General features: G+C 73.9%; 10 protein-coding genes. 4 read left to right on the top strand and 6 right to left on the bottom strand.

Translation table 11 applies throughout. The annotated features are described in order from the left end of the window. From ACFWM2_RS13235 to ACFWM2_RS13215, 5 genes are read right to left on the bottom strand one after another with little or no spacing between them, the layout of a single operon-like run. A complete protein-coding gene (locus ACFWM2_RS13235) occupies window positions 1–4,113 on the bottom strand; it encodes an amino acid adenylation domain-containing protein (RefSeq protein ID WP_383277478.1) in 4,113 nt (1,370 codons plus the stop codon). Continuing rightward, complete coding sequence (locus ACFWM2_RS13230) at window positions 4,110–8,921, bottom strand: amino acid adenylation domain-containing protein (RefSeq protein ID WP_383277475.1); 4,812 nt, start codon at window positions 8,919–8,921, stop codon at window positions 4,110–4,112. Before ACFWM2_RS13230 ends, ACFWM2_RS13235 begins: the two co-directional genes overlap by 4 nt. After that, window positions 8,918–9,970, bottom strand: coding sequence for a MupA/Atu3671 family FMN-dependent luciferase-like monooxygenase (locus tag ACFWM2_RS13225; RefSeq protein WP_383277472.1), 1,053 nt, complete (start codon window positions 9,968–9,970; stop codon window positions 8,918–8,920). The genes ACFWM2_RS13230 and ACFWM2_RS13225 overlap by 4 nt, the downstream gene beginning before the upstream one ends. Next, window positions 9,955–13,638, bottom strand: a complete 3,684-nt coding sequence (locus ACFWM2_RS13220; RefSeq protein WP_383277469.1) for an amino acid adenylation domain-containing protein — start codon at window positions 13,636–13,638, stop codon at window positions 9,955–9,957. The genes ACFWM2_RS13225 and ACFWM2_RS13220 overlap by 16 nt, the downstream gene beginning before the upstream one ends. After that, on the bottom strand, window positions 13,622–15,142 hold the full coding sequence (locus tag ACFWM2_RS13215; protein WP_383277466.1) for an MFS transporter: 1,521 nt from the start codon (window positions 15,140–15,142) through the stop codon (window positions 13,622–13,624). Before ACFWM2_RS13215 ends, ACFWM2_RS13220 begins: the two co-directional genes overlap by 17 nt. Window positions 15,143–15,496: 354 nt before the next feature. Here ACFWM2_RS13215 and ACFWM2_RS13210 point away from each other — a divergent pair, with 354 nt between their 5' ends. Both ACFWM2_RS13210 and ACFWM2_RS13205 read left to right on the top strand, forming a co-directional pair. Further along, window positions 15,497–15,925, top strand: coding sequence for a hypothetical protein (locus tag ACFWM2_RS13210; RefSeq protein WP_383277463.1), 429 nt, complete (start codon window positions 15,497–15,499; stop codon window positions 15,923–15,925). A 99-nt stretch (window positions 15,926–16,024) separates the two neighbouring features. Then, complete coding sequence (locus tag ACFWM2_RS13205) at window positions 16,025–16,366, top strand: hypothetical protein (RefSeq protein WP_383277460.1); 342 nt, start codon at window positions 16,025–16,027, stop codon at window positions 16,364–16,366. A 125-nt stretch (window positions 16,367–16,491) separates the two neighbouring features. Here the strand turns inward: ACFWM2_RS13205 and ACFWM2_RS13200 are convergent, their stop codons facing one another. Beyond that, entirely contained in the window at window positions 16,492–19,188 is a 2,697-nt protein-coding gene (locus tag ACFWM2_RS13200) for a BTAD domain-containing putative transcriptional regulator (RefSeq protein WP_383277457.1), read from the bottom strand. A 591-nt stretch (window positions 19,189–19,779) separates the two neighbouring features. Between ACFWM2_RS13200 and ACFWM2_RS13195 the strand changes: the two genes are divergently transcribed. Together ACFWM2_RS13195 and ACFWM2_RS13190 are read left to right on the top strand one after the other, a co-directional pair. Continuing rightward, window positions 19,780–21,144: a helix-turn-helix domain-containing protein gene (locus tag ACFWM2_RS13195; RefSeq protein ID WP_383277454.1), complete on the top strand. Its 1,365-nt coding sequence runs from the start codon at window positions 19,780–19,782 to the stop codon at window positions 21,142–21,144. Window positions 21,145–21,323: 179 nt separating this feature from the next. Next, a complete protein-coding gene (locus tag ACFWM2_RS13190) occupies window positions 21,324–22,253 on the top strand; it encodes an ornithine carbamoyltransferase (RefSeq protein WP_383277451.1) in 930 nt (309 codons plus the stop codon). Window positions 22,254–22,315 lie beyond the last annotated feature (62 nt).

Below are 22,315 nucleotides of genomic sequence, written 5' to 3'. Positions count from 1 at the left end.
TCAGTCCCCCTGGAGGGCGGTCTGTCGGGTGGTCGGTCGGGCGGTGCGCAGGGCGGATTCGAGGACGGCGCCGATCTCGGCCGCCGGTCCCGGAGTGAGCACGTCGCTGTGGGTGCAGGCCAGTTCGCGCACCTCGACCGCGGCGCCGCCGCGCCGCCAGGCGGCGGCCTTCTCGGCCGTGGGCGCCTCGGAGTCGTGCGTGGCGGAGAAGAGGATCAGCGGGCCGTCGTACGGGGACGGCTGCCAGGCCCGTGCCAGGCGGATGTGGTGCGCGCCGGCGTCGGCCATGGCGTGCAGCCGCGCGTCGTCCAGTCCGTCGAAGGCGTGCTCGCTGCGGCGGACCGCGGCGAACGACTCCGCCCGGACCAGCTCACCCGGCGGCAGCGGCAGTGCGGGCGCGTGGGTGCGCAGCAGAAGGCGCAGCACCTCGTGCTCGACCACGGACGCGGTCAGCGGGGTGCGGGACACCTCGGGCGGTTTGGGCATCGCGTCCAGCACCGCGAGCAGCCCGATCTCCTCGCCCGCGTTGCGCAGCCGCACCGCGATCTCGTAGCCGAGCGGGCCGCCGAAGGAGCGGCCGACCAGCAGATACGGGCCGTGCGGCTGGAGGGCGCGGATGCGTGCGGCGTAGCTGTCCGCCAGCTCGCCCATCGTGCCGGGCAGCTCGTCCGCCCCGCGCAGCAGCGCGGGGCTCTGCAGGGCGTGCACCGGCCGGGCCGGGTCGAGGTGGCGCAGCAGGGCGGCGAACGACCAGCCGAGACCGAGGCCCGGATGCAGGCAGAAGAGCGGGGTGCCGCCGTCGCCCGCGCGCAGGGTGAGCACCGGGGCCAGGCTGTCGTCGGCCCGGGAGCCGGCCGGGCGGGCGCCGGTGCCGCCGTCGAGCCGGGCGGCGAGCGCGGCCGGGGTCGGGGCGTCGAAGAGCGTGGCCAGCGGGACCCGTACGTCCAGGGCCGCCTCGACCTTCGACGTCAGCCGCATAGCGGTCAGGGAGTGGCCGCCGGACGCGAAGAAGTCGGTGTCGGGGCCCACCTCCGGCAGGCCGAGCACTTCGCCGAAGAGCGCGCACAGTTCCCGCTCCCGGGCGCTGCCCGCCTCCCGCACCCCGGTCGCCGTGCCCGCGGGCCCGGGCTCCGGAAGCGCGTCCCGGTCGACCTTGCCGTGCCGGGTGAGCGGGACCTGGTCGATACGGGCCCACACGGACGGCACGAGATGTGCGGGCAGCCGCCGGGCGGCGTACCGGCGCACCCGGGCCAGGACCTCGCCCCAGGAGTCGCCCCCGGCCACCCCGTCGTCGCCGATCGCCGAAGCCGGGCCGGCCTCGACGGCACCGGCGCCCTTCCCGACTCCGGCCGGTCTGGCCGGTCCGACCGCCCCGGCCGGTCCGGCCGCTCCGACCGCCCCGCCCCCTCCGGCCGCTCCGGCCGCTCCGGTCGCTCCGGTCGCTCCGGTCGCTCCGGTCGCTCCAGCCGATGGATCCGCCAGCACCAGCCACGCCGCCAGGCGTTTGCCGCCGGTCGCGTCGCGGCGGGCGGCGACGACCGCGCGGGTGACGCCGGGGCAGCCGGCCAGGGCGGCTTCGACCTCGGCCGGTTCGACGCGGAAGCCGCGGACCTTGATCTGGTCGTCGGCGCGGCCGGCGAACTCCAGGACGCCGTCCGGGGTCCAGCGGGCCAGGTCGCCGGTGCGGTACATCCGGGATCCCGGCGGCCCGAACGGGTCGGCGACGAACCGTTCGGCGGTCTGGCCCGGCTGCCCGAGGTAGCCCCGGGCGAGTCCGCTGCCGGCGACATACAGCTCGCCCACGCTGCCGGCCGGCAGCGGGCGCAGCCGGTCGTCGAGGACATAGCCGCGGGTGTTGTCCAGCGGGCGGCCCACGGGCACGGTGTCGGTGTCCGCCGACGCGGTGTGGGCGGTGGCGAACACCGTGGTCTCGGTGGGCCCGTAGCCGTTGACGACGGTCGTGCCGGGGCAGTGCTCCCGCATCCGGCGCACGGTCCCGGACGCGAGCACGTCACCGCCGGCCCACACCTCGTGCAGCCCGGCGAGCGACTCCGGCGCGATCTCGGCGACGGTGCGCAGGAGTTCGGGGGTGAGGAACAGCGCGGTGATCCCCTGCTCGGGCACCACGCGCCCGAGCAGCTCGGGCGTGACGGGCCCGGCCGGGGCCACGACCACGGTCCCGCCGTTCAGCAGCGGGATCCACACCTCGTACGTCATCGAGTCGAAGGTGTACGGGCTGTGCAGCAGGACCCGGCGGTGCGCGGCTCCCCGGAAGCGGCTGTCGGCGGCGAGCTCGACGATGGCCCGCTGGGGGACGACGACTCCCTTGGGTTCACCGGTGGAACCGGAGGTGTGCAGGACGCAGGCGGCCGCGTCGGGGTGGGTCTGCACGGCGCGGAAGTCCCGGCCGCCGCCCTCCTCGACGACGTCCAGCAGCACGGCGTGGGCGGGCAGTTCCGTCCTCGCCCCGCCCAGCGTGAGGACCACCCGGACCGACGCTGCGGACGTGAGCCTGGCCAGCCGCTCCGGTGGCTGCTTCGCGTCCAGCGGGAGCCAGCTGCCGCCCGCCTTGAGCACGGCGAGCTGGGCGACGATCTGCGACGGCGAGCGGGGCAGCAGGAGGCCCACCGTGTCGCCGGGCACCACCCCGGCCTCGGCCAGCCGGCCGGCGATCCGGTCCGACTCGGCGTCGAGACAGGCGTACGTCAGGACGTCGCCGGCGGATTCGACGGCGGGCGCGTGCGGGGTCCGGGCGGCCTGCGCGGCGAACCGGCCCGCGATCGTGGGCGGTTCGGCGGCCGGTCGGTCCGGGCCCGCGGCCAGGTCGAGCAGCAGCCGGCTCTCGGCGTCGGGCAGGACATCGAGCCGGTCCGCGGGGCGCCCGGGGTCGCCTGCCAGCTCCTCGAAGACGCGCACCATGCGGCCGGCGACCGCGTCCGCCGGGACACCCCGGCGGCAGCTCACCGACAGCAGCATCCGCTCGGCCACGGCGACCGCGAGCGTCACCGGGTAGTGCGTCGCATCGGTGACCCCGAGCAGGCACACCTCGTCGGGGCCTGCCTGGTCCTCGGCGCGCTGCGGGAAGTTCTCGAACGCCAGGACCGTGTCGAAGAGTTCACCCGCGCCGACCGTGCGCTGCACCTCGGCGAGCCGGGCGTGCTGGTGGATCACCAGCCGGGACTGTTCGTCCTGGACGCGGGCGAGGAGGGCGCCGACGCTCTCCCCCTCGCGCAGCCGGATCCGTACGGGCAGGGTGTTGATGAACAGGCCGGCCATGTTCTCGACGCCGGGGAGGTCGTGCGGGCGCCCCGAGACGACCGCGCCGAATACCACGTCCCGTGCGCCGGTCATCCGGGCGAGCACCAGCGACCAGGCCGTCTGGACCAGGGTGTTGAGGGTGACGCCCGCCTCGGCGGCGCGCCGGGTCAGGGCCGCGGTGAGTTCGGCGGGCAGTCGCACCTGCGTGCGGTCCGCCGCTCCGTCGGGTGCGGTGGGCGCGAGCAGGGCGGGCCGGTCGAGTCCTTCGAGGGCCTCGCACCAGGCCGCGTCGGCCTTGCGCTGGTCCTGGCCGCTCAGCCACACCAGGTAGTCCCGGTACGGCGCGGGCGGCGGCAGCGGCCGGCCCCCGACCAGGTCGGCCAGGTCCCGTTCCAGCAGGGGCAGGGACCAGCCGTCGATGAGGATGTGGTGGACGGCCAGGATCAGTTCGGCGCCCGTGTCGTGGCGTACCAACAGGGCGCGCACCAGGGGCGGACGCGACAGATCGAAGCGGCGCCGCGCGTCCTGGCGCGTCAACTCCTCGGTGCGGTCGCTCACTTCGGCGGGCGTGAGGCCCGTCAGGTCCGCCTCCCGCCAGGGCACCGGGGCGGACTGCGGGACGATCTGCACGGGCCGGTTGAGGCGCTTGTGCCGGAAGCAGGCGCGCAGGTTGGGGTGCCGTGCCAGGAGCCCGTCCACCCCGGCGCGCACGGCGGCCGCGTCGACGGAGGGGCCGATCCGGAAGCGGGCCTGGACCAGATAGGGGTCGGGTCCCCCGGTGTCCCGCAGGGCGTGGAAGAGCAGGCCCTCCTGGACGGGGGAGAGCGGGAGTACGTCCGCGATGCGCCCGCTCATCGGCCTGCCTCCTCGTCGTCGTACGCCTCGAACTCGTCGGAGTCGAAGGCACCGAAGCCGTCGGGTCGGCGGGGGCCGTCGAAGCCGCCCTCGTCGTCGAGGTCACCGAAGTCCATGCCGCCCTCCAGCAGCGCGAGTTGGTCACTGGTCAGGTCGACCAGTGGGAAGTCGGACGGTGCGGGGCCGTCGGTGCCGCCCGGTGCGGTCCGCGCGGCGAGCGCGGTGAGCGCCTCGGTCCACCGCCGGGCGAGCAGCCGTACCTCGTCCTCGGTGAACACGCCGGGCGCGTAGGAGAAGCTGGCTTCCAGGCGCAGTTCGCCGGCCTCCTCGTGGGCCATCGTGTCCACTTCCAGGGCGTGGCCGAGCGGCATCGCGTCGGGGCCGGGTTCGAGCAGCCGGCCGCCCGCCGCGTCGCCGCCGCCGAGCCGCCCCAGGTAGTTGAACCGCACGTCGGGTGCGGGCAGCGCGGCGAGCGCGGGTCCCGCGACGGGACTGAGGTGGCGCAGGACGCCCCAGCCGAGGCCGCCGGACGGGACCGCCCGCAGCTGTTCCTTCACGCGTTCCAGGGACTCCCCCGCCCGCCCTTCGGACCAGGCGCCGATGTCGAGGCGGACCGGGTACTGCGTGGTGAACCAGCCGACGGTCCGGGACACGTCCACGGGCACCGAGAGCGGTTCACGTCCGTGGCCCTCCAGATGGACCAGCAGGGCCGAGCCGGCACCCCGGTACCGCACGGCGGCGGCCGTCAGGGCGGTGAGCAGGACGGCGTCGGCACCGCAGTTGAACGCGCCGGGCAGCGTGACGAGCGCGCTGCGGGTGAGCTCCGCGTCCAGTTCGACGGTGACGGTCGCGCGCCGTTCCCCGGCCCCGCGCCCCCCGGCGATCCGGATGTCCGGGCCGGTCAACTGCCTGGTCCACCAGCCCACTTCGTCGGCAAGGTGCTCCGTCTCACGCGACAGCTCCCGCGCCCAGCGGGTGAAGGAGGTGCCCTTATGGGCCTCGGCCGGGGTGTCGCCGGAGGACGGAGCGGTGAGCGCCTCGGCCAGCTCGGGGCCGAGGACCCGCCAGGACACGCCGTCGACGGCCAGATGGTGCACGGTGAGCAGCAGCAGTCCCTGGCGCCCGGGCCCGGCGTCGAGCCAGACGGCCCGCAGCATCTCGCCGTCCTCCGGCCGCAGCACCGCCCTGCGCGCCAACTCCTCGGCCAGCGTGCCGGGTTCCGTGGTGGCGGGCACTGCCACGCGTACGGCCCACCCGTCGGCCGGGTCCGTCGGCGGGCCTTCCGGCACCTCCAGTTCCCAGCCGGAATCGTCGCGCAGCAGCCGCATCCGCAGGGCCGCGTGTCGCCCGGCCAGACCGCGGACGGCCGCGCGGATCCGCTCCAGGTCGAGGCCGGGCGGCACCGGGAACACCATGGACTGGGTGAACGTCCCGGTGTCGGCGCCCTGTTCGCGCCACCAGTGCATCACCGGGGTGAGCGGGAGGCGGCCCTCCCCGGTGTCCCGCTCGTCGTCGGGGCCGGCCTCGGCGGGCGTCCGCGCCAGCACGGCGAGCCGGGCCGGTGTCCGTACGGTGAACACGTCCCGGGGGGTCAGGACGAGCCCCGCGGCCGAGGCGCGGGAGGCCAGCTGGATGGCCATGATGCTGTCGCCGCCGAGCCGGAAGAAGTCGTCGTCCACGGCGGCCTGTTCGGTGCCCAGGACCTCCGCGAACAGTGCGCAGAGCGTCTTCTCGCGTCCGGTCGCCGGGGCCCGGCCGTCGTCCGCGTCCCGTTCGGCGGGCGCGGGCAGGGCGGCCCGGTCGACCTTGCCGCTGGTGGTCAGGGGCAGCGTGTCGAGGGGGACGACATCGGTGGGGACCATGCCGGCGGGCAGCCGTGCCGCGGCGTGCGCGAGCAGGGTGTCCGGGTCGAGCAGGTGACCTGCGACCGGTACGGCGTAGGCGACCAGCTGCGGCCGGCCGCAGCGGCCCTCCCGCAGGACGGCCACCGCCCGGTCCACCGAGGGGTGTTCGGCGAGTGCGGCCGCGATCTCGCCCGGCTCGATGCGCAGCCCGCGCAGCTTCACCTGCTCGTCGCCGCGGCCCAGATAGTGCGTGGTGCCGTCGTCGTCGCGGAAGGCCAGGTCGCCGGTGCGGTACATCCGGCTGCCGGGCGGCCCGTACGGGTCGGCGACGAACCGTTCGGCGGTCAGGTCGGGCCGGCCGAGGTAGCCGTGGGCCAGCGCGGCCCCCGCCAGGTACAGCTCGCCGCTCACCCCGGCCGGGACCGGGCGCAGCCGCTCGTCGAGGAGGCGGGCGTCGGTGCCGGCCACGGGGGTGCCGATGGGCGGGGCGGTGCCGTCGGCGGCCAGCGGCCCGGACACGGTCGCGACGACGGTGGACTCGGTGGGCCCGTACGCGTTGTGCAGGCGGCGGCCGTCGGCGGTCCAGCGGGACACCAGGTCGGGCGGGCAGGACTCGGCGCCCACGACGAGGGTGCGCAGGGCGGGATAGGGGCCCTCGGGCACGGTCGCCAGGACGGACGGCGGTACGAACGCGCAGGTGATGTTCCGGCCGGTCAGCACCCGTCCGAGCTCGTCGCCGACCAGCGGTCCCGCGGGCGGCAGGACCAGGGCGCCGCCCGAGCCGAAGGCCAGGCACATCTCACCGACGGAGATGTCGAACGTCGGCGACCCGAGCTGGAGCACCCGGCTGGAGCCGTCCAGCGCGACCTCCGCCGCAAACGTGCGCATCAGCGCGGCCAGCCCCGTGTGCGGCACGACCACGCCTTTGGGGGCGCCGGTCGAACCGGAGGTGTGGATGACATAGGCGGGCAGGGCCTGGTCCAGCGGCAGGGCGGGCAGCGACCGGCCCGCGTCCTCCGGGATCTCCTCGTACACCCGCTCGTCCAGGACGAGGCGGGGCACGTCCGTCTCCACCGGCAGCCCTTCCGCGCCGGTGACGAGGAGGACGGGCGCGGCGGCGGCGAGCGTGCGGGCGAGGCGCTCCGCGGGGTGCTCGGGGTCGAGCGGGAGGTGGGCGGCGCCCGTCCGCTGGACGGCCAGCGCGGCCACCGGCCAGTCCGTGCCGCGGCCCAGGGCCAGCGCCACGATCCGACCGGGACCCGCGCCGCGCCGGACGAGGTGAGCGGCCAACCGGTCGACTCGTTCGACGAGTTGGGCGTACGTCAGGGTCGTGCCGGCCGTCTCCAGGGCCACCGCGTGCGGGGTGCGGGCGGCCTGCGCGGCCACCAGGTCGGGCAGCGAGGCGGGCTCGGGCGCGGCGGGTCCGGCCGAGCCGGCGAGCAGCCGCTGCCGCATCGCGGCGGGCACCGGGTCGAGCTCTCCGACGAGGCGGTCGGGGTCGGCGGTGACCTGGTGGATCAGCTCGACGTAGCACTCGGCCCAGCGGGCCACCGCCTCGGCGGAGAAGGTGTCCGTGCGGATCTCGAAGTGGCCCTCCATGCCGTCGCCGCTGTCCTTCACGACGCCCACGAGGTCGTGCTCGCCGCCGGTGTGGATGCGCTCCGGCTCGGCGAACTCCCGTACGGCGGGAATGCTCGGCTGCTGCGTCAGGTGCATGAACACCCACTGGAACAGCGGGGACCGGCCGGCGCTGCGCTCGGGGGCGGTGGCGGAGACGATCCGGCCGACCGGGATGTCCGCGTTGGCCATCAGGTCGGGGAAGTCGACGGCGAACCGGGCCAGGACGTCGGCGAAGGAGCTGTCGGGCCGCACCCGCCAGCGGGTCGGCACGGCGTTCATGACGTACCCGATGACCTGGTCGAGGCCCTTGGCGGCGCGGTTGGCGATGGGGGTGCCGAGGACCAGGTCGTCGGCGCCGCTCACCCGGTGTGCGAGGACGGCGAAGACGGCCATCAGGACGACGTAGACGGAGGCACCGCGCTCCCTGGCGAGGGTGCGCACGGCTCGCGCGGTGGGGGCGTCGATGCGCAGCGGGATGTGCACGATGCCGTCGCCGTGTTCGCCCCCGTCCGCGCTCGGGCCGGCGGCGGGGCCGCTGCCCGGCACGGTGAGCGGACCGGGCAGGTCGGCGAGGTAGCGGCGCCAGAAGTCGAGCCGCGCCCCGAAGACACCGGACTCCTGCAACTCGCCCTGCCAGGCGGAGAAGTCGGCGTACTGGATGGCCGGCCGGGTCAGCCGCGGTTCGGTGCCCTCGCGCACGGCCCGGTACGCCTCCGCGAACTCGGTCTGCAGCACGTCGAACGACCACCAGTCGGTGATGATGTGGTGCAGGCTCAGCATCAGCGTCGAGCGCCGCTCGTCGACCTGGACGAACCGGGCCCGGATCAGCTTGTCCCGGCCGAGGTCGTAGGGCCGGCCGCGGAAGGAGCGGAAGGCCTCGCCGATGCCGGTTCCGGTGCCGCGCAGGTCCTCGCGCTCCAGCACGAAGGGGCCGTCCTCGGGGAAGTCGACGCGCAGTTCGCCGTCGTCCCCCGTGCTGATCCGGGTGCGCAGGATGTCGTGGTGCCGCTGGATCAGCGTCAGCGCCGCCGCCAGATGCGCCGGCTCCACGGGCTGGTCGAAGTGGTAGGCACAGCACAGGTTGAGCGCCGGGGTCCCGGGATAGAGCGTCTCGTACACCCACAGGTCCTGCTGCGCCGGGCTCAGCCGCGCCGGCCGTCCGGTGTCGCGCGGCGGCACCACGGCGGGCACCTCCCGGGACCGCCCGGCCTCCACCATCCGTCGCATCAGCCGCACCCGCTGATCGCTGCCCAGCGCGCCGAAACGGTCCCCGAGGGACGGAGCCGAAGAGGGGGCAGCGGCGGGGGCAGCGGTCACGGTGGGGCTGGTCGTCGGGGCGCTCATCGGACGGTCTCTTTCAGTTCGGCCAGGCGGTTCAGGCCGGCGAGTACGTGGTCCCGGCCGAGGCCGAAGTCGATGAAGCAGGCGATCTCGTCGACGCCCAGGTCCGCCAGATCGGCGAGCATCTTGGCGCAGTGGCCCGGGGAGCCGAGGAGACTGCCCCAGCTCAGATAGCGCTCGAAGGCGAACTCGGCGAGCAGCGCGGTCTGTTCGTCGGTGAGCCGCACGGTGCCGGGGTCGGCCGCACGGTTGGCCGCGGTCTGCCGGACGTAGGAGGCGAGATACGTCTTCAGCGGCGCGCCCGCCAGGCGGCGTACCTCCGCGTCGTCCTCACCGACGTAGGTGTGCGCCATCAGCGTCACCCGGCCGTGCGCGTCGGTGCCCCGCTGGTCGGGGGCGGCGGCGCAGGCCGCCCGGTACCGGGTGATCTTCTCGGTGAGCTCGTCGCGGGTCTGTCCGACGGTCGCGCCGAGCACGCCGGCGCGCAGCCGGCCGGCCGCCTCCCAGGTCTCCGGGTTGCCCGAGGTGGTGACCCACAGCGGCAGGGTCTCCTGCACGGGCCGCGGCTGCGGCAGGACGGCGACGGGCGCGCCGGTGCCGTCGGGGTACTCGGCGCTCTCCCCCGCCCACAGCGACCGCAGTACGGGGATGGTGCTCATGGTGCGTTCCCGGCGGTCGGCGTAGTGGCCGGGGGCGAGGGTGAAATCGGCGGAGTGCCAGCCGGTGGCCACGGACAGACCGACGCGGCCGTGCGAGAGGTTGTCCACGACCGCCCAGTCCTCGGCGACGCGCAGCGGGTGGTGCAGCGGCAGGACGACGCTGCCCGTGCGGATCTGGATCCGTTCGGTGGCGACGGCGAGCGCCGCGCTGAGCACCGGCGGGCTGGGGAAGACCTGCCCTACCTGCTGGAAGTGGCGTTCGGGGGTCCAGACGGCGTGGAAGCCGAGCCGGTCCGCGGTCCGGGCGACGGTGAGGATGTCCTCGTACGTCTGCGCGTGCCGCGTCTCACCGGCGGTGCTGTCCGCACCGAAGAACATCACGCTGAGGTCCACTGCCTCTCCTTCTGGTTCGTGCTGCCGTGGGGCTGCGGATCCGGCCGGCGCGGCACGCGCGGGCGTCGGGGAATGGCGGCCGGGGCGGGCGTGGGCCGGGCCGCGGCCCGCTCCAGCTCGGCGGCGAGTGCGGCGAGGGTCGGGGCGGCGAAGAGCTGGGCCGCGGTGACCGGTCGGCCGTCGGTGCTGAGTCGGGCCGCGACCCGCACGGCGCGCAGCGAGTTGCCGCCGAGCGCGAAGAAGTCGTCGTGCAGACCGACGTCCGGCAGCCCGAGGACGTCGCACCAGACAGCGGCGGCCTCCTGCTCGGCGGCGGTCCTGGGACGGTCGCCCCCGGCGGGGGCGGCACTCTCCCGCACCGGGAGCACGATCCGGTCGCGCTCGTCGGCACGTCGGGGCGGATCGGCCAGGCCGAGCCGCGAGATACGGGTCCCGGGAGCGACCGCGGCGCTCTCCAGGGCGTGCACGAGCGCGTCCGCGAGCCAGTCGACGAACGCCCGCTCCAGGGAGTCGGCGCGGTACTCGAACGTCAGGGTCAGACCCTCCGGGGTGCCGCCGGGCCCGGTCGCGTCGCTCACGTCGACCAGCAGCTCGAAACGCGCGGCCCCGGTGCGCACCACCTCGACGCCCGAGTCGGCGCCGGGCAGGGCGACTTCGGCGCGCGCGTTGTTCTGCAGCGCGAGCACCACGTCCGTGAAGGGCTGCCGGCCCGGGGCGCGGGCCGGGTTGAGCGCGCCGACCACCTCCTCGAACGGCACGTCCTGGTGGGTGAACGCGGCCAGGTCGGTGTCCTTGACCCGGGCCAGCAGTTCGCCCGCGGTCGGGTCCCCGGAGGCGTCGGTGCGCAGCACCAGCATGTTGACGAAGAACCCGACGACGTCCTCGACGCTCCCGTCACCGGCCCGCCCGGCGAACGGCGCGCCGACCGCGGTGTCCTCGTCCGCGCCGGCCCTCACCAGCGCGGTGACCAGAGCGGCGTGCAGCGCCATGAAGAGGGTGGCGCCCTGGGCACGTGCGGAGTCGACGAGCCGGGCATGGGCCGTCGCGTCCAGCCGCCGTACGACGGTCCCGGCCGCGGGACCCGGCACGGCGGGCCGCTCCCGGCGGCGCGGCAGCAGCGGGCCGTCGACCGCGAGCCCGTCCAGCTCCTTCTGCCAGTACGTGAGCTGCCGTGCCGCCAGGGAGTGCGGGTCGGCCGGCGAGCCGAGCCGGTCGAGCAGCCGGCGCGCGTGTTCCGCGTACGGGACGGCGAGCGGCCGCGGGCCGCCGCCCTCCCCCCGCGTGCGGGCCGCGTAGGCGTGCGACAGGTCGCGGAAGAGCGGGCGCAGCGACCAGCCGTCGCCGGCGATGTGATGGACGAGCACCAGCAGCGCGTGCTCGTCCGGGCGCTCCCGCGTGGTGAACAGCGTCGCGCGAACGGGGAGTTCGGTCCGCAGATCGAAGCGGTGCGCCGCTTCGGCGGCGATGTCCTCGGTCAACTCCCTTTCAGACAGGGTGACTTGGTGAAAGGGCGGCCTCCCCGCCTCGCCCGTCAGGACCCGCCGTACCGGCGCGCCGTCCACCTCGTCGAAGACGGTGCGCAGGACGTCGTGGCGTTCGGCGACGAGGTTCAGGGCGTCACCCAGCGCGGCCACGTCGACGTCGCCCCGCAGCCGTACGAGCATCGGCAGGTTGTACGCGCTGCCGGCGCCGATCCGGTCGAGGAACCACAGCCGGTGCTGGGCGTGGGAGACCGGGAGCGCGCCGGCGGCTCCGTGGGCGGGGCCCGGACTCGCGTCGGGGGCGGGCCGCGGGGCGCTCCCGCGGGCCGCCTCCACATGGGGTGCGAGCCGCGCCGGTGTGCGCGCCTCGAAGAAGGTGCGGATGTCCGTCTCGGCGCCGAGCACCGCGTGGATCCGGCCGAGCAGCCGGGCCGCCAGCAGGGAGTGGCCGCCCAGCGCGAAGAAGTCGTCGTCGGGGCCGACCTCTTCGGCCCGCAGGACCTGGGCGAAGAGCCCGCACAGCGCCCGTACGGTGGCGGTCGGCGGGCCGGCGGGCGGGGCGGGTTCGGCCGTGGGCCCGGGGGCCGGATCGCGCAGGGGCGCGCGGCCGGTGGGCCCGGCGACCGGGTCCGGCAGGGACGCGCGGTCCAGCTTTCCGCTGGGGGTCAGGGGCAGGGCGTCCAGCGGGACGAAGGCGGCGGGCACCAGGTAGGCGGCGAGGACGGCACGGGCGTACGCACGCAGGTCGCTGTCCGGCGGGGCCTGCTCCCGGCCGCCGCGCGGTACGACGTACGCGGTCAACTGGCGGTCCCCGTCCGGGTGTTCGTGGGCGACGACGGCCGCCCGCTCGATGTCCGGGTGGCGGACCAGCACGCTCTCCGTCTCGCCGGGCTCGACCCGGAAGCCGCGTATCTTCACCTGGCTGTCGGCCCGGCCCAGATACTCCAGGACCCCGTCCGGGCGGCGCCGCACGAGGTCGCCGGTGCGGTACACGCGCTCGCCGGAGGGGGCGGCGACGAAGCGTTCGGCGGTGAGGCCGGGCTGCCCGCGGTAGTCCCGGGCGACGGCCGCACCGGCGGCGTACAACTCGCCCGTGGTGCCGTCCGGGACCGGGGCGAGCCGTTCGTCGAGGACGTACAGCCGCTTGCCGGCCAGCGGACGGCCGATCGGTACGGGGCCGCCGGCCGCCACGTCGTCCGGGGTGACGGGATGGACGGTGAGGAAGACCATGCACTCGACGGGGCCGTAGCCGTTGCTCAGCCGCAGTCCCGGTAGGCGTTCCAGGGTGCGGGCCACATGCGGGGCGGACAGGGCCTCCCCGCCGACGATGAGTTCCCTCAGTCCCTCGATCGCCCGCGGGTACTCGTCGACGATCACGTTGAACAGCGACGCCGACAGATACATGGACGTGATGCCGTGCTCGGCGACCAGCCGGGCGATCACGAAGGGTTCGGGCCGGCGCCCCGGGTGCAGGACGCACCGGCCGCCGTTCATCAGCGGGCCCCACAGCTCCAGGGCGAACGCGTCCCAGGACAGCGGCGCGCACTGGAGCCATACGGCGCCGGGCCCGAAGGACGCGAAGTCCTGCCCGGTCAGCGTGGACGTCACCGCGCGATGCGGTGCGGCGATGCCCTTGGGGCGCCCTGTCGAGCCGGAGGTGAACATCACGCACGCGATGTCGTCGGGCCCTACGGCCACCGCGCCGCGCCCCAACGGCCTTGCCGTCAGGGCGTCTTCGACGTACACCGGCCGGCCGCCGAGACCGGCGGGCGGACCGGCCTCGGCACCCACGGGCGGAACGGGGCCGGACCCGAAGCGTGCGGACACCTCGCTCCCCGGTGCCGTGTCCGCGACCGGCGCCGCAACCCGGGACGACAGCACGACCGCGACCCCGGCGTCCGCCGCCATCGCGCGCAGCCGCTCGTCCGGGAAGTCCGGGTCGAGCATCACGTATCCGGCGCCGGCCTTGAGGACGCCGAGGACCGCCACGACCAGCTCCGCGGAGCGCTCCAGATAGACGCCGACGGTGTCGCCGCGCCGCACTCCGCGCGCGCCGAGCAGGCCCGCCATCCGGTCGGCCCGCGCGTCGAGTTCGGCGTAGCTCAGCCGTTCGTCACCGTGTATGAGCGCGGTCGCCCCCGGGGCCCGCACCACCTGCTCCTCGAACAGCTCATGCACGCACTTCATCGCGCTCACCTCGCCTGTCGCGGCTGTCGTCGGTGTCGTCGGCCGCAGCGGCCAGGTCGGTCGGGGTGGTCGGGGTGGTCATGGCGGGCACGCCGGTCCGGTCGAGCGCGGCGCTCGCGTCGCCCACGACAGGCACCGCGGCAGTCGCGGCTGCCGGTGCTTCCTTCGCGGCCGGCTCTTCCTGCGCGGCCGGCTCTTCCCACGCGGCCGGCTCGTCCTGCGCGTCGACATCGGGGAGCAGGACGTCGATGTCCCTGATCGAGCGGCTGGCCAGGCCCCACAGCGCCACCGCGGTTCCGGCGACGCCGGCGAGGAGCAGCATGGCCGCCATGCCGGTGCCGGGGCCGTCACCGAGCAGCGGGCCCAGGACCGTGAAGAGACCGGAACCGTCGGCCGCCTGCGGCTCGAAGAAGTGGTCGGCGAGCGGGCCGGAGACCGCCGTGGCCAGCGGGACGGAGATCTGCGACAGGAACATCACCGCGCCGAAGACCCGGCCCTGCCACTCCTGGGGGACCTTGGTCTGCACGATGGCCTGCATCGAGGAGTTGACCGTCGTCATCAGCAGCGCGCCGACCAGGATGGCGAGGCTCCAGCCGATCACACCGTCCACGAGCGCCATCACGATCAGCGCGGACAGACACATGCCGACGACGCCGAGCATCATGCCCCGGCCCCGGTTCCCGGGTCCGCCCCAGGCGGCCATGAGCAGCGCGCCGGCGACTCCGCCGATGCCGATCGCGCTGTTCACGACGGCGAGTTCGGCGTTGCCCGCCCGCAGCAGCACCATCGGCTGGATGACCGCGAAGCCGAAGACCATCACCAGGTTGACGACACAGAAGTTGACGATCAGATCGCGCAGGCTGGGTATCCGGAAGAGGTAGCGCAGCCCCGCGACCGCCTCGACGGTGATCCTGCGCAGCGGCCCGCCGTGGCCGTCCGCGGTCCGGGGAGCGGCCTTGTCGCCGGTCAGCCGGACCAGCCGGATACCGACCAGGGCGAAGGCGTAGCTCGTCAGGTCGACCAGGAGGGTGGGGCCGATGCCGAAGACGGCGACCATCAGACCGCCCAGCGCAGGCCCGCCGATGCCGGCGGCGCTCTTGGCGCCCGCCAGCAGCCCGTTGGCGCGGCCCAGCTGGTCCTTGCGGACGAGCAGCGGGACGGCGGAGGACAGGGCCGGGAACTGGAAGGCCGCGCAGATCCCGAGCAGCAGGGTGGCCGGATAGATCTGCCACGACTGGAGCGCGCCGAGATAGTGAAGGAGGGCGAGTACGCCGACGACGAGGAATCCACCCGCGTCCGCTATTTGCAGTGCGGCCCGTTTGGTGATGCGGTCGACAATTGCGCCCGCAATGGGACTGAACACCGCCTGCGGCAGCAAAGCGCACAGCGAGAGTGCCGTGACCGCGGTGGCCTGTTCGCCGGTGGACCACACCTTGATGATGAAAGCGAACCTGACCGCCGCGCTTCCCACGAGGGACACCGCCTGGCCGGACCAGACAAGCATGAGCGGCCCCATCCCCGTAAAACGTCCGGGAATGTCCGCTGTTTGCCGGGTGCCCATGTCAGGACCCGGTTCCGTTGCGCACGGGCAACGGGTGCGACGGCGGGTACACCGTGCACTCCGTGCCGCCTTCGAAAGGACTGCCTGCCACGCCTCAATCCCCCAGGAATTCCGATTCCCTTGCGGATCACGATGGATCTCGCCTGAATTGAACGAGCCTCATCATGGGGCCGGCTATTACCGACGCGTTCCCACTGCGAACACCGGAACGGGAACCGGACGGGAACAGTTCGGGAGGGAATCGGGATCCGGTCGGGCAAGGGTCGCCGTGTAGTTGTCTGCAGAAGGAGTACTCCTGTGAAGGACCCCCGGGACCGTTCGCCAGACGGGGCGGAACTGCGCCACGCCCTCCATGACCTGTCCACCGTCGAACGGTGGGCCGAGCGCGTGTCGACCGGCGGCCGGCCGGAGCCGTACACCTCTCAGGAGTCCTGGGAGGGACCCGAGTTCAGCGTGGACACCGAGACGGTGAACGGCATGCACAGCGTCTCCGGTATCTCCGTCTGGCCTCCGGGCGCGCACGCGGAGCCCGCCCGGCTCGACGAGGCCTCGCACGCCGCGCTGCGCTCCCTGGTCAGATCCCTGCTCGACCTGGCGGGCCATGAGTCGGGCCCGGCGCGTACCCATGTGGTGCTCGCCGCCGGCGGACCGCGCGTCGTGGCCTGCCGACTGGGCGGAGAAGGCCTGGTCATGGACCGTTCCCGGGACGGCTCCCCGGGCCGGTAACGCACCGGGAACGGTCAGGGAACGCCCGCCAGCAGCATCAGTGGTGTCGGGAAGCGGAAAACACCGCAAAGCCCGCAAACACCACAAAGGGGCGGGACTATGGGACGCAAGCTTGCTGGACTCATCGGGATCTTCGTGGCGGCGCTGGCCTTCGGTTTCGGAGCCACTGCCGAGACGGGGAACTCCCAGGCTCAGCACAGCTCGCAGCACATCCTCGCGGACGTCCAGAACCCGACCGTCCTGCTGGATGTGCAGAACCCCACCAGGACCGACGACGTGCAGAACCCGACCACGGTGCAGGACGTGCAGAACCCGACCACAGTGCAGGACGTGCAGAACCCGACGACCGTCCAGGACGTCCAGAACCCCACCACGGTCCAGGACGTCCAGAACCCGACGACCGTCCAGGATGTGCAGAACCCGACCGCCGTCACCCTGTAACCGCAGCCGCCCCGCTCGACGCCCGTCCCGCACCACGCGCAGTGCCCCGCACCGGAGTCACGGTGCGGGGCACTGCGCTGTTCCGTACGGTTCCGCGTCGCCCCAGGTGGGCGCGGGCGGCCCGGTCAGTCGCGCCGGTGGTCCGCGGGCACGCCCATCTCCGCGAAGAGCGCCTCCGCCGCGGCCCGGTGCGCGGCGGCGTCCTCCGCGTCACCGAGGGCCCGGGCCATGCCCGCCAGCGCGTAGGCCTCCTCGATGCGGTAGTTGATGGCCGTGGCGAGCCGGTACGCGTGGGTGTGCAGCGCGAGCGCCGTCTCACAGTCCCCCTGCCGGCACCGGAGCCGGCCCACGGTGTTCTCCACCTTGGCCCGGCGCAGCGGCGACGCGTTGGTGCGGACGAGTTCGAGGGCACGCGCCGCGGGATCCGGGTTCCGCACGGGCCGGCCGAGCCGGTCGTCGACGTCGGCGGACAGCGCCAGCGTCAGCGCGACGTCCCCGGGGTCACCGCCCGCGTCGAAGAGTTCGCGGGCCCGTTCCAGGCAGTGGTCCGCCTCCTCGTACGCGCCGAGGCCCACATGGGCGAAGGCCAGGTCGGTGAGCGTGGCCGTCTGGTGCTCGTGCTGGCCGAGCCGGGCCCGCAGTTCGACCGCGCGCTCGGCCGCGGTCCTCGCCTCCTCGGGCCGGCCCCACTGCTCGTAGAGCGTGCTGAGGATGGTGAGGTTGTCGGCCTCCGAGCGGGCGACGCCTAGTTCGCGTTCGAGGGTGGTCGCCTTCTCCAGATGGACCAGCGCCTCGGAGAAGCGGCCGAGCAGGCTGTTGAACTGGCCCAGCGTGCTCTCGCTGTGCGCCACGGTGTGCCGGTCGCCGAGGCGGGCGGCGACGTCCCGGCCCTCCTTCGCGACCTCGATCCCCTCCGTGAACCGGCCCAGTTTCCAGCAGGCGACGCCGAGATTGGACAGGCTCACCCCGAGCAGACCCAGGTCACCGACCCGGCGGGCGGCGGCGACCGCGACCCGGCCCAGATCGCCGAACTCCTCCATCTGCCCACGGGCGTTGAGCTGGAAGACGAGATTGCGGGCCAGGCAGACCACGTAGCGGTCGTGCCCCCGGCGTTCCGCCAGCGTGACGGCCGAGATCAGCGCGGTCTGCTCGCGGGTGAACCAGGCCTGCGCCAGGTCGGGGTCACCGAGGTCCGGCAGTTCGGCGGTGGCCGGCGGAATCCCGGTGTGACGTTTCTGCCGGCCGGGGTAGAGCACCTCGCACGCCTTCTCGGTGGCCGTCAGGTAGTAGCCGAGCAGCCGTTCCACCGCGACGGCGTCCTCGCCCTCGGTCGACTCGCCCAGCAGACTCTGCGCGAAGCTGCGCACCAGATCGTGGAAGGCGTAGAGGCCGATCTCCGGCTGCTGGACGAGGTGCACGTCGAGCAGCAGTTCCAGGATGTCCTCCGCCTCCCAGGTCCCCGAGCCGAGCAGCGCGCCCGCCGCGTGGACGTTGATGTCCCCGCCGGGGTGCAGGGCCAGGATCCGGAACGCGGTGCGGCACTCCTCGTCCAGGGCCTGGTACGACAGCCGGAGGGTGGCGGAGACGCTGCGGGCGCCCGCGCTGAGCTCGTCGAGCCGGCGCGTCTCGTCGCTCAGCCGCTCCGCCAGGTACTGGAGGGTCCAGCGCGGCCGGTTGCGCAGCCGGGCGGTGGCGATCCGCAGCGCGAGCGGGAGGTGACCGCACAACTGGGCCAGTTCCGCGGCGGCTTCGGGCTCGGCGGCGACGCGCTGAGCACCGAGTGTCTCGGCCATCAGGGTGGTGCTCTCCTCGGCCGACATCACGCCGATGGAGATCCACTGCGCGCCGTCGAGGTCCACCAGCCGCGCCCTGCTGGTGACCAGGACCAGGCAGCCGGAGGAGGCGGGCAGCAGCGGGCCGATACCCGCCGCGTCGGCCGCGTTGTCGAGGAGGATGAGCAGGCGCTTTCCGACGAGCGTGGCGCGCCACAGCGCGGTGCGGCCGAGCACGTCGTCGGGTATTCGGTCCCCCGGTATGCCCAGCGCGCGCAACAGGCTGTCGAGTGCGGTGCCCGCGGTCACCGGCTGGTCCCCGGGGGTGTAGCCGCGCAGGTCGAGATGGAGCTGGCCGTCCGGGTAGGCCGCCGACAGCCGGTGCGCGGCCCTCACCGCAAGTGACGTCTTGCCGCAGCCGCCCATGCCGTCGAGGGCCACGATCCGCGGACCCTGTTCGCCGCTCTCCTCGGCGCAGCCCAGCAGTTCGCTCAGTTCCCGGTCACGCCCGGTGAAGTCCGCCAGGTCGTTCGGGAGGGTGCAGGGCGGCTCCGCGGGCAGCTCGACGGGCGGGGCGGGCGGGGCCGGTGGCGGCGGGCCGGTCAGTTCGGGGCTCTCGCGCAGGATCCCCTCGTACAGCCTGGTCAGTTGTGGTCCCGGATCGATACCGAGCTCCTCGACGAGGAGTTCGCGGACCCTGCCGTACTCCTCCAGCGCCTCCGCCTGGCGTCCCGAGCGGTACAGCGCGAGCATCAACTGGCCGCGCAGGGTCTCCCGCAGCGGGTGCTGGCTGACCAGTTCCCGCAGGTCGACGACGAGTTCGGCGGCCTCACCGAGCGCGAGCCGGAGTTCGAGCAGCTGTTCCGCCGCGGTCAGCCGGCGCTCCTCGATGCTGGTCGCCGCGGCCTCGATCACCGGGCCGCCGCTCCCGGAGAGGACCGGACCGCGCCACAGCGCGAGTGCTCCGCGCAGTATCTCGGCGGCTTCGGCGGAGCGGCCCTCGGCCGCCGCGGTCTTCGCCTCGCGCGCCAGCAGACTGAATTCGGCCAAATCGATTTGCGAACTCCCTATGGCCACGCGATAGCCGGGGCCGTCGGTGAGGAGGACTTCCGCGCCTCCCGGGATCCGCCGACGCAGATCCGCAATGGCCTTGCGTACTTGGTGAGATGCCGTTGTCGGCGGATCGTCGTCCCAGGCGGCCTCGACCAGACGGGATACCGGAAGAACCCTTCCGGCCTCCAGCAACAGCGTGGCCAGAACTCGTTCTTGAATCACTCCACCCAGCCGTAGCCGTGTCCCGTTCGCCCACCCCTCGATGGGACCGAGAATGTTGAACCGCAGCTGTTCCCCTGCCGCTGCCGTCACGGAGCGTTCCTCCCCCTCAGGTCTACGACCCCCCTGTAGCGCCTGGTCGCAGGTGATCGTAGCCCTCGCCGGAAAAGTGCGGTACCGCTCCGGGAAGAGTTCGGGAATGGCGCACCCGAAGCTGTTCACCATCGGCGGACCGACACCGCCCTCGAGGAGAACAGAGCGTGATCAGACCGGGGAAACCCCAGTCCGGAAGGACTCGTTCCGGACAATCCTGGGAGATCGGGGAACCGGGCCACACCATTGCCACCGCATGTGGGGACCAAGGAGACAATGATGAATTCCCAGGCGCCGACGCCCGGGCTGGACGCCTTGCTGCAGAATGCGCGCAGGCGAGCCGGACTCACTCAGGAACAACTCGCCGGACTTTCCACCGTCAGTGTGCGCGCCATCCGCGACCTGGAGCAGGGGCGCGTGCAACACCCCCGTAAAGAAACCCTGCGTCTGCTGGCCGGTGCCATGCGGCTGAGCGACGCCCGGCGCATCGAACTCGAACTCGCCGTCGACGCGCACTCGGTGGGGCGGGTCTTCCAGGACAGTTACGGCGCCGAGCTCGCCGCGCCGCCCACCCCGCTGCGTCCGCTGGTCGGCCGCCGGGCCGAACTGGAGGCGCTGACCGCCCGGTTGAGCTCCGGCCACGAGCGGCTGCTGACCCTGGTGGGGCTGCCCGGCGTGGGCAAGTCCCGGCTCGCCCAGGAGGCCACGCTGCGGATCCACGCCCAGGACCGGGTCCCGGTGCTGTGGGTGGCCATGGACCGGCCCGCCGGATCCGACCCGGGCGCGGTGGCGCACAGCCCGGGGACCACCATGTCCGGCTGGGTACGGGCGCTGGTGCGTGACGGCGAGAAGTACGACGAGCTCTCCGGGGTCATCGGGTCCAAGCCGACCCTGATCGTCCTGGACGGCCACGACGCGTCCCCCGCCGTCGGCCCGGCCGTACTGAACCTGCTGCGTTCCTGCGAGCGCCTGAAGATCCTCGTCACCAGCCGGCGGCCGGTGCAGCCTCCCGGCGGACGGCTGCTGCCGCTGGCCCCGCTGCCCGTCCCGGTCCCCGCCGCCCTCTGCGGCACCGCGCCGGGCGATTCCCTCGTCACGGACCGGCCCGCGGTCGAACTCATGCTGTCGTACGTCGGCCACATGCGCCCCGACGTGCTGCCCACGGACTCCGTGACCACCACGGTTGCCCACATCTGCCACGCCCTGGACGGCATACCGCAGGCGCTGGAGGCGGCCGCGTCCTGGCTGCTGCTGTACTCGCCCGAGCAGCTGCTCGACGTCGCCCGGACCACTCCGCTGGTCCTCGTCGACGGCGTCACGCCCGCCGACTCGGCGACCGGTCCCACCTTCGGCGACCAGCTGAGCGCCGTCGTCACCGGTCTCAACCCGCACGCGGCCGGGCTCCTCGCCACGCTCGCCGCGCTCCCCGAGCCCTGGACGGTGGACCGCGCCGCCCGCGCCGCGGGCACCGCGCTGGCGGAGACCGCCCGTGACGTGCACGCGCTGCTGCTGCGCGGGCTGATCCGCCAGCACCCGTCCGAGCCGGGCGGGCCCGTCGGGTTCACCGTGCTCAACCTGGTGCGCGAGCTGCTCGCCGCGCCGGAGCGCCGGGAGCCGGCGGTGGAGGCGCTGGCCCACTAGCCACCGCGGAGCGGTTGCCAGACAGCAGTCGCAGTTACCAGTCACCACAAGCCGCGCGCCACAAAGCACAAGCCGCACGGAACTCGCCGCTTCCCCGCTCCCCGCGCGCCACTCGCCACACGTCAGTCGCCACTCGCCACTCGCCACTCGCCACTCGCCACAAGAAGGGCACCCCAGCCATGCGCAATCTGATCTCCCTCGCCGACCTCACCCCGGCCGAGCTGCACCACATCGTCGGGCGGGCCGTCACGTTCGGCCGTGACGGTGTCGACCGCAGGACGCTCGCCGGCTGGCAGGTCGGCCTCTACTTCCGCAAGTCCTCGACCCGTACCCGTACCTCGTTCTGGAGCGGGGCCACCCGGCTGGGCGCCGACGTCATCACCTTCGGTCCGAACGAACTCCAGCTCACCACCGGGGAGACGGTCGAGGACACCGCCCGGGTCCTGGGCCAGTACCTCGACGCGCTCGTCGTACGCACCAACGGGGACGTGGACGAGATACGACGCCTCGGCAGCAGTCCGGATCTGGCGGTGGTCAACGCGCTGACCCTGGACGAGCATCCGACCCAGGCCATCGCCGATCTGGCCACCCTCACCGAGCAGTTCGGGTCGCTGGACGGTCTCCATCTGCTCGTCGTCGGCGAGGGCAACAGCTCCGGCGCCGCGCTGGCGCTGGCCGCGGCGCTGACGCCCGGGCTGCGGCTCACCCTGCTCTGCCCGCGCGGGTACGAGGTGCCCAAGGAGACGCTGGACCTGGCGGCAGAGCTCAGCGGCGGCAAGGCCCAGGTGGAGCAGGTGGTCAGCCCGGACGAGGTCACGGGGGCGGCCGACGCGGTGTACACCAGCCGGTGGCAGACGATGGGCGTGCCGAAGGCGAACCCGGACTGGCTCAGCGACTTCGACGGCTTCCGGATCGACAGCGCGTTCCTCGACCGTTTCGGCGGCCGGCGCACCGTCTTCCTGCACGACCTGCCCGCGGTGCGCGGACAGGAGGTCACGGACGAGGTGCTCGACGGGGAGCGCAGCGTCGCCTGGCGGCAGGCGCACCACAAGATGACGGCGGCGATGGCCGTCCTGGAATGGTCCGTCGTGGGCTCCGCCGAGGCGTAGCCGTCGTCCCGCCCACGTATTCCGGACGTACCGAAAACCCAATACCCGGGTCCGCAGGAGGT

The sequence above is a fragment of the Streptomyces sp. NPDC058371 genome (genome assembly GCF_042723265.1).
GTDB lineage: Bacteria > Actinomycetota > Actinomycetes > Streptomycetales > Streptomycetaceae > Streptomyces.
This window is presented reverse-complemented; position numbering and strand designations above follow the sequence as displayed.